The sequence below is a fragment of the Apilactobacillus micheneri genome (genome assembly GCF_006493595.1).
Lineage (GTDB): Bacteria > Bacillota > Bacilli > Lactobacillales > Lactobacillaceae > Apilactobacillus > Apilactobacillus micheneri.
Window position 1 is genome coordinate 231,748 of record NZ_QUBI01000003.1, and the last position, 15,588, is coordinate 247,335.

Sequence of the window (15,588 nt, forward strand, 5' to 3'; positions counted from 1 at the left end):
ATATTAATTTCGCACTTTTTTATTTAACTTTTGCAGATTGTTGTTTAAATAAATCTAAGATTAAATCATTCTTTATGTATTTATCATCAACATCAGCTAGACGAGGTTTGTTTGCTAAAGCAATTTTTTTGAACTTATCTGTAACTGATTCTTCATTGTTTTGTTTAGCATTATCATACAATTTAGCATAATTAAAAAATGTATAGTATCTTTTTATAAAATGATTCAATTGGATTAATGAATTAATATATTCAGCATTATCTTTACCATAACTTAATGTTTGACCTTTATCGTTGGAAATGCTTTGCTTATTATTTTTATTGCTTTTACCGATTGCTAATTTAATTAACTCATCATTGGCAGGGAATTCAAGAACACGGTCATCAATGTTAATATTTAAAATAGTGTACAATCATATCAACTCCTTAACTGATATTTTATATGTTAGGCAAAAAAATGTACATTCATATTAATTATGATTAATATAGTAATTATTATTAAAAAATTAGGTGGTCAATTAAATTGTTTAAATATAAAAAAACTACAATCTTAATTGGATTTCTATTTATAATAGGTATTTTTTATACTACTAATATGATTGTTAGTGGTAATCACATTCCAGGAACATATGCTGATCGTCCCATTGAAAAAGATACCAAAGTTGTTGAATTGAATGCTCCATATATCAGTCAACAATCAGATAAGGCTTGGAATGGATGTGAAGCAGCTAGTCTGTTAGAAGGATTTCATGAAAAAGGTATTTTATTAAATACAAACTTAGACAACTTTTTGAAACAAATGCCTTATAGTAAAAATGATAATCCTAACTATGGATATGCTGGTTCACCATATATTGAAAACCAAGAAAATGCCTTACAGTCTATTTATCCCAAGGCACTAAGTAATTGGGGGAACTTATATCATCATGTTGAAGACATGACTGGAGCAACTGCTAATGATCTTAAAAACCAAGTTAAACATGGAAATCCAGTGGTAACCTATATTGTAAGTCATTATAATGAGATTCCTGAATATCAGCATTATAAATGGGGATCAGGTATTGTAAATAGCCATGTTGTATTGATGGATGGCTATGAACGTGGTTATTATCATATTTCTGATCCTAATCGTGGTAAATATTGGGTAAAAGCTAATTTATTTGAAAAAGCGTATAACTATAAAAGATATGCGGTTGCTATCCAATAATCAAAAGAAAATTAAGTAAATTATTAACTGAAAAATCGCAATGATCATTATAAGTCCCCAAAATAATATTTGAGGGCTTTTTTCTATATTTCTTTCTTTGTTATAACGATAGATAGTATTAATGTTGATGGCTATAAAAAAGATGGCAATGCCTATTACATAATTTAAATTAAAAGTCTTAGTTGCTAATTCAATTATTAAAAAAATGATTTGAAGTACTGAAACAATAATTGCTTTTTTAATAATATTTATAGAGCTTATCTTTGAGCAAAAATTGTATATTTTTTGCATATCTTATTTCTCCTAAATTTTATTTGTTATTAGTTTAACATTTATATAAATAGGGTTATGATATTATCAATTTAAATATAAGAGGGTGTTTTTGATGTTCAAAACAATCTTTAATTACATTGGTATTATTATTTGGGGCTTTTTTGCTTTAATCACTATTTTTTATTTTAATGAAACTATTCAAGTTAATAGTTCTACAACAGCGATGGGACAAAGTGCACTGAGTTTTAAAATGGTTTATAGCTATTGGGATTATTATTTTATCTTTTCATTGTTAATATTATTACCATATGTTGTTCATCAAATACCTATCTTATATAAAAAGCATGTTAGTAAAATTGATACTTATAAAGATCGGGCAATGAAGTTACATAACCAAGATTTAAATCAAAATCACACTAATCGTGTATGGTCAGTAAGCGGTTCTCATATGAATAATCCTTATAATTATTCTTTCTCATCAACTCAATCATATGGTGATCTTTCTGGTAGTTTGCTAAATCTTTTTCAAAAATATCTAGTAAATATTATCGTGATTATCTTTGCGCCAATTTTTATTACATTTATAATTTTTAGAAAATTTGTGAAATAAAAAATATTCCTTTTAATATGTTGTTACACAAAAATTATTATTAAAGTGATGATTGGAAGCAATCCTTGCTTGATAGTGATACTTTTTTGACTAGTCAAGGTTCCATAGATTGCAACTACAATTGCATAAATTAAAATAGGAATTACTATTTCTTTAGGATGAGGAGCAATAAAGGTTCCATATAATAATAAGATCCCAATTATTCCATTATATATACCCTGGTTTTTCATTAAAGTTGCAGTGAATTTATTATTCAAAACGCCTTCATGACTCTTAAAAATTCTACTGGTATTTTTTGAATGTGTTTGAATCGTTTGAATAAACATAATATATATAAATTCAATTGCTACTAATGTAGTGAAAATAATTGATAAGATATTCATTTTAATTACCATGCTTTACTTAAATTTTATTAATATTATTATTAAATAAAAAACAACTTAATCAATTCATTACTATTCCAACAATGTTTTAATTGACTAATTGACAACTATGAATTAGTGTTAATAACAGAAATATCAAATATATATAATAAATATATAACTGAAAGGGAGATTTCTAATTATGCCAGAAGAACGTAAATTACCAGTAATTGAATTACCAGAAAGACAAATTACTCTCAGCAAACTAGACGAAAAATATGATCCAATTGTTAAAATGATTAACCGTTTTTCAAGAATTGCCTTAGATGGACAATTTGATGAACGTTACACATTTATTGCTAATTTAAGAGAATTACAAACTTATGCAAAACGTTTTAACCATTACTACAAATTACAAAAATTAATTATGGTTAAGATTGATGACTTAACAAAAGCTAATGAAGCAGAAGAAAAAATCAATTTACTTAAAGAATTCTTAAATGGTTACAATGAACATTTACAAGAAATTCAAGATGAATTAGATGAAAGTTTCTCTGCTCCTGAAATCGTTGGAATGGGTCATGCTCTTGATAAGTTCGTTTACAAGAACTTTGATAAACTAGAAGATCGTCCAGAATTCAATGAATATTTGGAATACAGAATTAACAATAAAGAATTATAAAATATGAAGCCTTTATGCAAGAATGCATGAGGGCTTTTTTAGTGCAAATGCTTTGTTATTTTGATATAAAAAGATATAATTTATCTACTATATTTTATTATTAGGGGATGACATAATATTATGAAAAAAGCACGTTTAATTACTGTTTTATCAACATTGACTATTGGTTTTACAATTACTTCTGGACAAGTAGCAAATGCTAAACAAAAGAAAGATAATACAAATTATGTATATAGTTATTACGATAAATCAGCCAATTTTAATACATCTGATACTCCTATAACACAAAGAGTAGCAAGTAAAGATTTTACCGCAACTGAACAAAACACTTCTAATCAAGTACAAATTAAAAAGGGAACTGTTATGACCATTAAGGATGGTAATAACAGCTTAGTTACAATTCCTGGAAATTCAGCTAATTTAGAAGTAAATGATATTAACAGTGTTTCTTATCCAAACAAGAGCTATTACTACAGTCAAAAGGATTATAAGAACTTATATGCTGAAGGTGCCAAATGGGCTAAAGGATTGAGTAAAAAGCAATATAAAGCGGTTGGTGATTATAGTCTTTCTGGATATACTAATGACAATACTTATCTACGTACAGGTAAATCTAAAAAAATGGCTAAAACCAAACAAGAAGTTAAAAATATCCAAGATGCTTTGAGCAAATTTAATTTAAAGAAGCCAATGACTGTATATCGTGGATTAAATGGTGTTGGTTTTGCTAAAGGATTGAATGGTCAACCTAACCAAGTTGGATCAGTTTATTCAGATAAAGCATTTCAATCAACAAGTGTTGATCAAAATGCAGCAATCGGTTTCTTAAATACTAGTGAAAAAAATCCTAACAATAACATTCTAATCAAATTGAATGTTCCTGCTGGTAATAATGGTGCTTATATTAATTCAATTTCTAAGAGTAAAAATGAAAAAGAATATTTACTAAATTCTGGTAAGAAATTAGTGATTACTAGAATTCAAAATGTGAATGCTAATGTTAAATATGTTTCATATCAACAAAAGAATTCTAATAAAGTTAAGAATATAAATAAAACTAATGAAAAGTACAACTATAAATTAGTAACTATGAACTTAGTTGATTAAATAAAAAGGGCTCATCAATATATTTGATGAGTCCTTTTAGTTATTAAAAATTATATTAGAGTACTTATTGTGAAAAAAGTGTTTAACCTTGATCGTTATGAAGACGTTTGTCTGCAGGTTTAGTTTTTGGAATACCACCCATAGCTTCTGGGTTTTCTTGATAAGTGAATTTTTCACCATCTTTAGCAGTTTGGCCTTCAAATGCACGTGAACCGTTTCCATCAGAGAAATTCATTAATACATGGGCAAATTCATCATGCTCAATGTCCTTCATATCACCAGGAACAACTACACCATATTTTTCTTCTAATTCTTCTTGAGCTTTCATAAATTGTAATTGATGTTGAGTTTCACGAGCTAACAAGAATTTTAGCATGTCGCGAACTCCTTCATCTTCGGTCATATAGTATAAACGACTTACTTGTAATCTAGCTTCTGATTCACGAACAACATTAAATCGCATATCGGCAACTAAATTTCCACTTGAAGTAGTGTAGCCTGCGTTCCAGGCACCACCATTAGGATTATTTAAGCTAGCTGTCATTCCATGAACAATTGAATGTTCTGGATCCATGCCTGCATATTTTGCAGCTAATGAAGGATCTTTCTTCAAATCTTCTTCACTAGGATTTAAAGGAGCATCTTCTAAAAGATAAGCAATCATGGTAGAAATCATTTCTACGTGAGCCATTTCTTCTGTTCCTGTATCTAATAGTAGATCTTTATATTTTTCGTCACCGGTAGATGACCAACCTTGTGATAAATAGGACATCATTCCAGTTACTTCACCCCATTGACCACCAAGTGATTCTTGTAATCTACGAGCCATTAATGGATCTGGTCTATCTGGCTTAGCATTATATTGTAATTTACGAGTGTGTTTAAACATAAAAATCCTTCTCCTTTTGAACGCTGAGAAAATGAAGCAATTAAATATGATGAAATACAAAGATTATGTATAACTTAATATATAATTTTCAGCTCTCTTGTGATAAATACTATAAATCTGCAATAACAACGTTGTTTTATATAATTATATCTTGCACGATTTAATATACCACGATAGAAAATTATAGTCTAATATAATGACTTTTAAATTTTAATAAAAGGTTTATGCTTATTATTTTTCATGAAAAGTAAATATATTTGTAAACAAAAAAAGCAATTCCTAAAAAGGAATTGCTTTTTATCAGTTATGGGCAGTCAGGGGCTCGAACCCTGGACCCACGGATTAAGAGTCCGTTGCTCTACCAACTGAGCTAACTGCCCAAATAATTATTAAGTTGTTATTAACTCAACAAATAATATAATATCATTTAGAAAATATTTTGACAAGTCTTTTTATAAAAAATATTACAAATATTTAAAAACTATTAAATTTAGTCGTCATAAGATTACCTATGAAGAAATGAGTTGGTCTTGCGTGTTATAATAATAATGGTTAATTAATATTAGCCCAAGTAAATTTAAAATAAAAATAATAAACTTAAAATATAAAGTATTCTTGTAAAAGGAGAGTATTATTTATGACAAAAATTTTAGTAGTAGATGACGAAAAACCGATAACCGATATTGAAAAATTTAATTTAGAAAAAGAAGGCTATGAAGTTTCTGTTGCCTATGATGGTGAAGAAGCTATTCAAAAAGTAGAAGACGATACGCCTGATCTAATTATTTTAGACTTAATGTTGCCTAAAGTTGATGGATTAGAAGTAGCCAGAGAAGTTAGAAAAAATCATGATATGCCAATTATTATGGTAACTGCCAAAGATTCTGAATTAGATAAAGTACTTGGTTTGGAATTAGGTGCTGATGATTATGTTACTAAACCATTTTCTAATCGTGAATTAGTTGCTCGTGTAAAAGCTAACTTAAGAAGACAATCTAGCAATGATAACGCACAAGCTAAAGATGACGAAAATAAGGACATTAAAATTGGTGATTTAGTAATTCATCCAGAAGCTTATACAGTAAGTAAACGTGGCGAAAATATTGAACTAACCCATCGTGAATTTGAATTACTTCATTATTTAGCACAACATATTGGACAAGTTATGACTCGTGAACATTTATTACAAACTGTTTGGGGCTATGATTACTTTGGTGATGTAAGAACAGTTGATGTGACCGTTCGTCGATTAAGAGAAAAGATCGAAGATAGTCCTAGTCATCCAATTTGGTTGATTACTAGACGTGGTGTTGGCTACTACTTAAGAAATTCAGAAAATGAATAGTTTATTAACTATTCAATAAGGAGTATTTTACATTGAATAATAAAATTAAGTATTTCCAATCAATTCATTTTAAGATTGCGCTGGTTTTAGCGTTAATTTTATTAGTAACCCTAGAAATTGTAGGGGCTGTTTTTGTTAGCCAACTAGAAACTAAAAATGTTGACTCATATAAAAAACAAGTTCAACTTCCTACCTATGTAAATACAACCTTAATTAACGAGCTTTCAAAAACTAATATTAGTAAAGCCAACGTTGGCATTAGTTCCTTATTGTCAGATGTAGATAATAAAAATTCAACTGAGGTTGAAGTAGTTGATGCTAAGAATACTGTTCGTGGTACCAATGAAAGTGGTAACCAGAGCCAAGTTGGACAAAAGAATTTAAAAACTAATATCAAAAATACATTGATTAATCACCAATCTTATAGTGGAATTATGAGTGATTCTAGTAATTCTAGATATTATACAGTTATTACACCTCTAATCAAAAGCAGTAATAGTGAATTAGTCGGTGTTGTATATGTACGTGCCAATTTAGATTCAGTATATAAAGAAATTAATCAAATTACTTTGATATATGTTGCGGCTGCTTTAGTTGCTATTTTAGCAGGATTGTTAATTTCGATTGTCATATCTAGAGCGATTACTAAACCCATTGATGAAATGAAACAACAAACATTGCAAATTGCTAAAGGTGATTATTCTGGCCAAGTCCATGTTTATGGTCGTGATGAATTAGGGCAGCTAGCTAATGCGGTTAATAATTTGTCAGTTAAGGTTGAAGAATCACAAGAGTCGACTGAATCTGAACGACAAAGATTAGATTCAGTTCTAACCAATATGACTGATGGTGTGATTGCAACCGATCGTCGTGGAAAAGTTATCATTATGAATGATGAAGCTGCTAATTCACTTGAAACCTCAGAATCTGAAGCAATTGATAAATCAATTCTTGATGTTTTAGACATTGGTGACGAATATACTTTAAGAGAAATTATTGAAAATCCTGATGAAACTATTATTGATCGTTCCGATAATTCTCGAGATTTAATTTTGCATGCTCACTTCTCACTTATTCAGAGAGAATCTGGCTTTGTTTCAGGTTTAGTTTGTGTGTTACATGATGTTACTGAACAACAGAAGATTGATAATGATCGTAAGCAATTTGTTTCTAACGTTTCACACGAATTGAGAACTCCGCTAACTAGTGTGCATTCATACATTGAAGCTTTACAAGACGGTGCTTGGAAAGATAGTACCATTGCACCTAAGTTTTTAAAGGTTACTCAAGACGAAACTGATCGCATGATTAGAATGATTAATGACTTGTTAACATTATCTAGAATGGATTCTAATACCCAAAAAATTAATAAAGAACTAGTTAATATAAAAGAATTATTTAATTATATTTTGGATCGTTTTGATATGATTATTAAAAGTGATGATGATAGTAAGAAACCTAGCAAAGATTATAAAATTATCAGGAAATTCACAAAACTTGATTTATGGGTAGAAGTTGACACTGATCGCTTTACCCAAGTTATTGATAACTTAATGAATAATGCTATTAAATATTCACCAGATGGTGGGACGATTACTTGTTCGCTTTATGAAACTCATAATAATGTTATTTTGAGTGTTAAAGACCAAGGATTAGGAATTCCACGCAGTTCAATTCCACATATCTTTGATCGTTTCTATCGTGTTGATAAGGCTCGTTCTAGAGCACAAGGTGGAACTGGATTAGGATTAGCAATTTCAAAAGAAGTTATACAAGCACTTGGTGGTAGAATCTGGGTTGAAAGTACTGAAAACAAAGGTTCTACATTCTATATTGCTTTACCATATGAACCAATTGAGGAGGATCTTTGGGATGAAAATTAAAAACTTAATTTTACCAGGATTGCTAGGTATTGCAGTTGTAGTGAGTGTAGTTTTGTCTTCTTCAATTTGGATTAATCCAGCTCATTATCGTAATAGTCAACAAACAAGTGTAAGTAATAATTCAATTATTGATAATAAACCGATGTCGTATGTATATTCACCTACACAGTTAATTCAAACTGATGAAAATGGTAAACAAAATATGTTAACTAACCATTCAAGTAATTTAATCTCTGAAATTGGTAATCAGATGAAAAATTATGATAGCAAATCAGTTAATAAATTATCATCAGGTAACATTGATGAATACAAAAAGTTTTTGGGATATAAAAATTCCATTATTTTAAATTATCCTGCTAAAATTTCGATCAAAATTTTTAGCAAATTTATTAATGATTCATTATCAAAAGGGCCTAATGATAGTATCAATAGGATTGTTATTCCATTTGATGACAGTAATGAAATTTATTTATTACGTGATGACGGATTTCATATCTACAAAGTGAAATTTAAAGACACTAATGTTTCAGGTCTAAAGGATGCCATTAAAAATAATGTTGGAACCATCCCTGTAAAGGTAAAATTAGTTAATAAAATTCCAACAATTGATTTTATCAAGTCTTTTGAGATGCCTCAGTATGGTTATCTAATTAATAAGACCTCACAAAATTATTATGTAACACGTTTATTACCCAATTTGCATAATACTAATAATATTAAGCGTCACCGTAATTCAGTTGTTTATAATGATCAATCCTCTAAGCAATTAACATTTTATAATAATGGGGAAGCAGAATACTTTGATAGTCGACCTAACTTCATATCCAGTGATTTTACTCAGACGTTGATTGATTCTTACAAAAATATTTCTAAATTGAGCATTAATGATAATTTAAGTAATCTTAGATATTTCAGTTATAGTCCTAAAAATTCTACGATCATCTATCGTAATTATGTTGAAGGATTTCCAATTTTTAATCAGAATCAATATGGAGCGGTGCAAATTAAATTAGTGGATAATACATCCTTGAGATATAATTTTTCACTAAATAATTTGCAAATTCCAGTTCCTACTGGTGGTTCCAATATTAAAATGAAAACCACTAAGGAAGTTGTAAATAGTTTAGCTAAGTCTGGCTATGATGTTAGCAAAATTGGACCAATTGAATTAGGTTATCAGTGGAGTAATTCTAAAGATTCTAATATATTAGTTACATTACAACCAACATGGTTTGTTTACTATAATGGTCGTTGGAATAATTATAATCAAATGATTAATAAGGTTGGATACTAGAGATTGGGGTGGATTGAATGGATTTTAAGAAAATTCAGATAATATTTTTGGCCATTTTTGTCATTATTGATGTGTTTTTGTTTATGATGTTTCATCAAAATACTTCATTACAAAGTGAAAGTGTTAATCAGGGTAGCAACTCTGAAATCATAAAACAAATGCAGAATGATCAAATTAATGTAAAACCCAATCTCAGTGACAAAAAAAGTACTGGGTACTATTTGTCTGCAACTTTGAATAATAGTTTAAAACGAGAAAGCAAGAACTTGAAAAACCAAAAAACTTCATATGATAATCATATTTTAAGAAGTTCTTTCAAACGACCTTTTGGAATCTATTCATCTAATCCAGAATATTTACTAGATAAATTAATTAAGAATAAAGACATTATTGCTAACGGGTCAGATTATGAATATAGTTCTGATTTATCTACTAATAATACAATCGTTTATTTGCAAAAAGCAGAAGATAGATATATTTATTCTGGAACTCGTGGTCAAATTAAATTTGACATTAGTGATGACCATACTTTAACTGGATATACACAAAGTTATTTAGATAATGTCAAAATTCTTCGTGAAAAGTCTGATGTTATTTCCAAAAAAAGTGCTTTAGTTGGTTTATATCAATATAATGAAATCCCTAATAATTCTAAAATTAATTGGATTCATTTGTATTACACTAGGTTACTTGCAATTAAAGACAATCAAGTATTAATCCCAACTTGGGTGATTTCATTTAGTAGTGATAATTCTTCAAATGCAACAGTTAAGCGCATTAACGCTTATACTGGATCTATTTTAGATGGCAGTGGAACTACTAAATCTGCTAGTGAAAGTGTTAATAATAACTAGATTATAGAAATGAGGAATATTATGAGTAACGATGCTGATTCGATGAGTATTAGTGTCTTATCTAGTGGTAGTGGAGGTAATGTCACTTATATTGAAACTAACCAACATAAAGTTTTATTAGATGCCGGATTAAGCGGTATTCGAATTAAAAAATTAATGAAATCAATTAATCGTGACTTGAATGATGTTGATATGTTACTAGTAACACATGAACATACTGATCATAGTAAAGCTGTGGGCATTTTGGCACGTAAGTATCCCAAAATAAATGTCTATGCTAACGAACAAACATGGGAAGCGATGGCTTCAACAATTGGTGAAGTTCCAGAATGCCAAAAGAATATTTTTCCGCCTAATATGACAATGTCGTTCGGTGATTTAGATATTGAGAGTTTCGCTGTATCCCATGATGCAGCAAGAGCTCAGTTTTATAATTTTCATCACCATAATAAGAGCTTTGTTGTAATTACTGATGTTGGATACGTTTCCGATCATATTTCAGGGGTCATTGATAACGCTAATGCCTATGTATTTGAATGCAATCATGATTTAGAAATGTTACGTAGTGGCGAATATCCATGGTCTTTAAAACAAAGAATTATGGGTGACGAAGGCCACTTATCTAATGAGGATGGAGCTGATGCACTAATGGATTGTATTGGTCGAAACACCGAACATATATTCATTGGCCATCGTAGTCATCACAATAACGTTAAAGAATTAGCACATTTGACAGTTGCTTCAATGTTAGAAGAACACGATTTTGGTGTTGGTCATGATTTTGATTTATTAGATACTGATGTTGAACAAGCATCGCCATTGTATACTTTATAGTGCTTTTTTTAGCTTATTTTAAGCTTCAAAGTTATAATATAAACATAGTAAAATGTGGGAGGATTATTTATGAAAAATAATAATCATTTAATGCCCAAAGTAGTGATTGCAGCATTAGTTGCAGGACTACTTGGTGGTGGAATTACTTATGGTGGAATTAATATGTTCCAAAATTCTGGTTTGGATACAGCAGTGCCCACTGGATCAAATGATGGTGGCACTACTGGAACTTCAAATATTAAAGTTAATGTTCAAAATCAGTCTGAAAAAGCTTATAAAGCAGTGAAAGATTCAGTTGTTTCAGTTATTAATTTGAAACAGTCACAATCAAGTAATGATCCATTTGCCTCCATATTTGGTGAAAATCAAAATAGTAAAGATTCTAATAAATTAGAAGCTAATAGTGAAGGATCTGGTGTAATTTACAAAAAGAGTGGGAACGCTGCTTACATTGTTACTAACAATCATGTGGTTGCCGGTGCTTCAGCATTACAAATATTATTAAGTAATGGTAAACAATTAGAAGCTAAATTAGTAGGTCGCGATTCAGTGACTGATTTAGCCGTTTTAAAGATTAATGGTAGTCAAATTAAGGATATAGCAAGCTTTGGCAATTCCGATAATATTAATGTGGGTGAAACTTCACTTGCAATTGGCTCTCCATTAGGATCGGCTTATGCTTCATCATTAACCCAAGGTATTATTTCAGCTAAGAAACGTGAAGTTCAATTAACCGGTTCAAATGGTCAACAAACTGGTAATACAGCCTCAGTTATTCAAACTGATACCGCTATTAATCCAGGAAACTCTGGTGGTCCATTAATTAATTTAGCTGGACAAGTGATTGGAATCAATTCTATGAAATTAGCTTCTGATGGGCAAGGTACTAGTGTTGAAGGAATTGGATTTGCTATTCCAAGTAATGAAGTTACTAGAATTATTAACGAATTAGTTAAGAATGGTAAAATTGAACGTCCGGCATTAGGTATTAGATATATTAATTTATCTAATATCGCTGTTAGTCAACAAAAGTCAGTATTAAAATTACCTTCATCAGTAGAAAATGGGGTAGTAGTATTTGATGTTACTAAGAATGGCCCTGCTGCTAATGCTGGTTTGAAGAAATATGATGTCATTACTGAATTGGCTGGTAAGAAGATTAGCAGCCAAGATCAAATTAGAAGTATTCTATATGAACAAAAGATGGGCTCAACGGTTCCAGTACAGTTCTATCGTGGTGGTCATGTCCACAATGGAAGCATCAAGTTGAGTGAAAATAGTTCACAATTAAAAATTAATGATTAAAAAATAAAGCACTAATAATATGATTTATTAGTGCTTTTTTGTATTTACTATTTTATTTTTGTTGCCAAAGTAATATTATATATAATGTTATTTAATATTATTAAGGGAGTCTTTTATTATTACTATTTTTGGATTTAGTATTTGGACCCTGCTTTTATTTATACCAGTGGGTATAATTGCAGGAATTTTAAGTACTGTAACCGGATTAGCTTCACTAGCTTCTTATCCGGCATTATTATATTTAACTGGTGGGGTATTGAATCCTATTTCAGCAAATATCACTAATACTTCAGCATTATTATTTAATGTTGTAAGTTCTGGTCTTTCATCAAAACAAGAATTGAAAGGTCATGGAAAAGAATTAATGAAGGTTATGACCATCATCTTCTTTGGTGGAATTGTTGGTGTGATTTTACTAACATTATTACCTTCAAAAGATTTTGAATATGCAGTTCCTGTTTTCATCGCAGCTGCTGGGATTGGTATTTTATTACCGGCTAAAGATACCACCAAGGCTAATACTTCTGCTGAGTTTGAAGAAAAATCAGTGGGCTCTAAGAAAATGCTAGCTGATATTGCATTAATTATTGGCTACTTCTTAATTGGTATTTATGGTAGTTACTTTGGTGCTGCAGCAGGAGTTATCTTGTTAGCAGTACTTTCAAGAACTAGTAAAGATCCATTCCCTGTTTATAATGCAATTAGAAATGTTGCCATGGGTTCTGCCAATGTAATTGGTACTATTTTATATTCATTTAAATATGGTCAACATGGTTCTACCCATATTTACTGGGCCTTAGCTATTCCACTAGGTATTGGTTTCTTAATTGGTGGTTACGTTGGACCTAAATTAGTGCGTATTTTACCAACTAAATTAATTAAAGTTGTTACAGGAATTCTTGCTTTAGTGCTTGCATATACGCAATTTGCTTCAGCTTACAGTATTCATTTATTTTACTTCTTTTAATTAAAGTAAAAGCTATCCTTAAATTATTTGAGGATAGCTTTTTTAATATTACTCATCATTTATTTGGGCTTTTTACATAATATTGTTAAAATTAAATTAAGAGTTTCATTTTATAAAAAGAAGGTCGATTAAAATTACTATTTTTGGGATTAGTATATGGATGATTTTATTATTCATACCCGTTGGGATTTTGGCAGGAATCCTTGGAACTGTGACTGGATTAGCTTCATTAGCATCATATCCAGCCTTATTATATTTTGCAGGATTACCTGCTGTTTCTGCCAACGTTGTTAACAAAGCTGCCTTAATGTTTAATTCAATTGGTTCAGCTGTTTCATCAACACAAGAATTACATGGTCATTGGAAAGAATTATTTAAAACCATGATTATTATTTTCTTTGGTGGCATTACTGGAGCCATCTTGTTAACTGCATTGCCTTCATCTAGTTTTACTCATATTGTGCCTGTCTTTATTGCTGCAGGTGGAATTATGATTTTAATTCCATCAAAGAATGAAGAAGAGCATGAAGGAGCTAATAACTTTGAACCACGCAAAGGCCATGTTAATCAACATTCATGGTTACGCAATATTTTAATTATTTTCTTAGTGTATTTAATTGGTGCTTATAGTGGTTACTTTGGTGCTGCTTCTGGAATCTTACTATTAGTATTATTAACTAGAACTAGTTCCAATGAATATACCGTAAGTAATGCGATTAGAAATGTTGCCATGGGTGCTGCTAATATTGTTGCAACGATTTATTACTCATTCGAAGCGCACATTGTGTGGATCTTAGTATTACCATTAGGAATTGGCTTCTTTATTGGCGGATACATAGGACCTAAAATCGTTAGAGTATTGCCGGTTAAATACATTCGCATTTTAACGGGGATTTTAGCTTTAATTCTAGCTTATACGCAATTTTCAGCTGCATATAATATTAAATTATTTTATCTATTTTAAATTAAGGGATGAGCAATCATCCTTTTATTTTGCAATACATATGATATAATATTCATATGTATTATAATTCATACGAAAAGAGTTAATGTAAATGAATAATGATTATTTAAAAGAAGCCAGTCAAATATTTAAGTTGTTAAGTAATGAGACTAGGCTAAAAATGCTAGTTACTTTAGAAAATAATGCAATTAGTGTTAATGAATTAAGCGCAAGACTTAATATTGAGCAATCCGCAGTTTCTCACCAGTTATCAATTCTAAAAAAGCACCAATTAGTAGATACAAATCGAGTAGGTAAATTGATTTATTATCAATTAGATGATCCACATATTTTAGACATAGTGAATGAAGCAGTCCAACATTCTAGTCACGTGATTAGGGGGAAAAAGCATGGAGAATAATACACTTAGTAAAAGTATTAATATTGAATATTTATCGACTTTATGGATGCTAATCGAATTTGTAGTAGCTTTATATTCAGGCATTATGGCTAAATCTATTTTATTAATCGCTTTTGGATTGGACAGCTTTTTAGAAATTATTTCGGGCTTAATTTTAATTTGGCGTCTTAAAAAAGAAGCTAATGGTGCAAACAGTGAAACAATTGAAAAAATAGAAAAAATTACTTCAAGGCTAGTGGGACTGATCTTAATATTACTTTCCATATATGTAACAATTACTTCATTATTTAATTTATTTGGCCATGGAGTCGCTGATGATTCATTATCTGGAATTATTATTGCAATTTTATCATTATTGATTATGCCATTCTTCATTATTAAAAAACGTCGTTATGGCAAAACTTTAAAGTCAGGTGCTTTAATCGAAGATAGTTATTGTAATGTTACATGTGCATATATTGCCGGAACGGTGTTAATAGGGATGATATTAAATGCATTATTCGGTCTTTGGTGGGCTGATTCAGTTGCTGCTTTAGTATTAGTCTATTTTATTTTTACAGAAGGCCTTGAGGGTGTTAAAGGCGAATAAAAAGACTCAGCATTAGCTGAGCCT

General features: G+C 30.0%; 18 protein-coding genes and 1 tRNA gene. 14 read left to right on the forward strand and 5 right to left on the reverse strand.

All coding sequences use genetic code 11. The features are described from left to right. Positions 1–19 precede the first annotated feature (19 nt). Positions 20–412 carry a hypothetical protein gene (locus DY123_RS04920; protein WP_108982292.1) on the reverse strand — a complete coding sequence of 131 codons (393 nt, stop codon included), beginning with the start codon at positions 410–412 and terminating at the stop codon, positions 20–22. A 110-nt stretch (positions 413–522) separates the two neighbouring features. On the opposite strand from DY123_RS04920, the gene DY123_RS04925 reads away from it, so the two are divergent. Further along, positions 523–1,206, forward strand: coding sequence for a C39 family peptidase (locus DY123_RS04925; protein ID WP_140934527.1), 684 nt, complete (start codon positions 523–525; stop codon positions 1,204–1,206). Here the strand turns inward: DY123_RS04925 and DY123_RS04930 are convergent, their stop codons facing one another. After that, positions 1,207–1,497 carry a hypothetical protein gene (locus DY123_RS04930; RefSeq protein WP_108982294.1) on the reverse strand — a complete coding sequence of 97 codons (291 nt, stop codon included), beginning with the start codon at positions 1,495–1,497 and terminating at the stop codon, positions 1,207–1,209. Between the two features lie 94 nt (positions 1,498–1,591). Here DY123_RS04930 and DY123_RS04935 point away from each other — a divergent pair, with 94 nt between their 5' ends. Next, complete coding sequence (locus DY123_RS04935; protein WP_140936252.1) at positions 1,592–2,089, forward strand: hypothetical protein; 498 nt, start codon at positions 1,592–1,594, stop codon at positions 2,087–2,089. Between the two features lie 23 nt (positions 2,090–2,112). On the opposite strand, the gene DY123_RS04940 is transcribed toward DY123_RS04935, so the two are convergent. Next, positions 2,113–2,484 carry a DUF1304 domain-containing protein gene (locus DY123_RS04940; protein WP_225426756.1) on the reverse strand — a complete coding sequence of 124 codons (372 nt, stop codon included), beginning with the start codon at positions 2,482–2,484 and terminating at the stop codon, positions 2,113–2,115. Positions 2,485–2,653: 169 nt separating this feature from the next. On the opposite strand from DY123_RS04940, the gene DY123_RS04945 reads away from it, so the two are divergent. Continuing rightward, complete coding sequence (locus DY123_RS04945; RefSeq protein ID WP_140934530.1) at positions 2,654–3,133, forward strand: hypothetical protein; 480 nt, start codon at positions 2,654–2,656, stop codon at positions 3,131–3,133. 120 nt (positions 3,134–3,253) lie between these two features. After that, positions 3,254–4,240, forward strand: a complete 987-nt coding sequence (locus DY123_RS04950; protein WP_140936254.1) for an ADP-ribosyltransferase — start codon at positions 3,254–3,256, stop codon at positions 4,238–4,240. Positions 4,241–4,322: 82 nt separating this feature from the next. On the opposite strand, the gene DY123_RS04955 is transcribed toward DY123_RS04950, so the two are convergent. Beyond that, on the reverse strand, positions 4,323–5,129 hold the full coding sequence (locus DY123_RS04955) for a manganese catalase (RefSeq protein WP_108982299.1): 807 nt from the start codon (positions 5,127–5,129) through the stop codon (positions 4,323–4,325). A 307-nt stretch (positions 5,130–5,436) separates the two neighbouring features. Continuing rightward, positions 5,437–5,509: transfer RNA gene (locus DY123_RS04960), tRNA-Lys, on the reverse strand. A 257-nt stretch (positions 5,510–5,766) separates the two neighbouring features. Between DY123_RS04960 and yycF the strand changes: the two genes are divergently transcribed. The 10 genes from yycF (at position 5,767) to DY123_RS05010 (ending at position 15,564) form a co-directional block, all read left to right on the forward strand. Then, positions 5,767–6,474, forward strand: coding sequence for a response regulator YycF (gene yycF, locus DY123_RS04965; RefSeq protein WP_105988325.1), 708 nt, complete (start codon positions 5,767–5,769; stop codon positions 6,472–6,474). Between the two features lie 32 nt (positions 6,475–6,506). Continuing rightward, positions 6,507–8,357, forward strand: coding sequence for a cell wall metabolism sensor histidine kinase WalK (gene walK / locus DY123_RS04970; protein ID WP_140936255.1), 1,851 nt, complete (start codon positions 6,507–6,509; stop codon positions 8,355–8,357). Then, positions 8,347–9,651, forward strand: coding sequence for a YycH family regulatory protein (locus DY123_RS04975; protein WP_181398796.1), 1,305 nt, complete (start codon positions 8,347–8,349; stop codon positions 9,649–9,651). The genes walK and DY123_RS04975 overlap by 11 nt, the downstream gene beginning before the upstream one ends. Before the next feature lie 17 nt (positions 9,652–9,668). Next, positions 9,669–10,505: a two-component system regulatory protein YycI gene (locus DY123_RS04980; RefSeq protein ID WP_140934534.1), complete on the forward strand. Its 837-nt coding sequence runs from the start codon at positions 9,669–9,671 to the stop codon at positions 10,503–10,505. 21 nt (positions 10,506–10,526) lie between these two features. Continuing rightward, a complete protein-coding gene (locus tag DY123_RS04985; RefSeq protein ID WP_165807718.1) occupies positions 10,527–11,339 on the forward strand; it encodes an MBL fold metallo-hydrolase in 813 nt (270 codons plus the stop codon). A 69-nt stretch (positions 11,340–11,408) separates the two neighbouring features. Next, the gene (locus DY123_RS04990; RefSeq protein WP_140934535.1) at positions 11,409–12,644 is read left to right on the forward strand and encodes a S1C family serine protease; all 1,236 of its coding nucleotides are present in this window, start codon (positions 11,409–11,411) and stop codon (positions 12,642–12,644) included. Between the two features lie 166 nt (positions 12,645–12,810). Beyond that, a complete protein-coding gene (locus DY123_RS04995) occupies positions 12,811–13,611 on the forward strand; it encodes a sulfite exporter TauE/SafE family protein (protein ID WP_181398797.1) in 801 nt (266 codons plus the stop codon). 160 nt (positions 13,612–13,771) lie between these two features. Continuing rightward, the gene (locus DY123_RS05000; protein ID WP_140934536.1) at positions 13,772–14,575 is read left to right on the forward strand and encodes a sulfite exporter TauE/SafE family protein; all 804 of its coding nucleotides are present in this window, start codon (positions 13,772–13,774) and stop codon (positions 14,573–14,575) included. A 91-nt stretch (positions 14,576–14,666) separates the two neighbouring features. After that, a complete protein-coding gene (locus DY123_RS05005; RefSeq protein ID WP_108982315.1) occupies positions 14,667–14,975 on the forward strand; it encodes an ArsR/SmtB family transcription factor in 309 nt (102 codons plus the stop codon). Beyond that, complete coding sequence (locus DY123_RS05010; protein WP_108982316.1) at positions 14,965–15,564, forward strand: cation efflux transmembrane domain-containing protein; 600 nt, start codon at positions 14,965–14,967, stop codon at positions 15,562–15,564. Before DY123_RS05005 ends, DY123_RS05010 begins: the two co-directional genes overlap by 11 nt. The last annotated feature ends 24 nt before the right edge of the window (positions 15,565–15,588 follow it).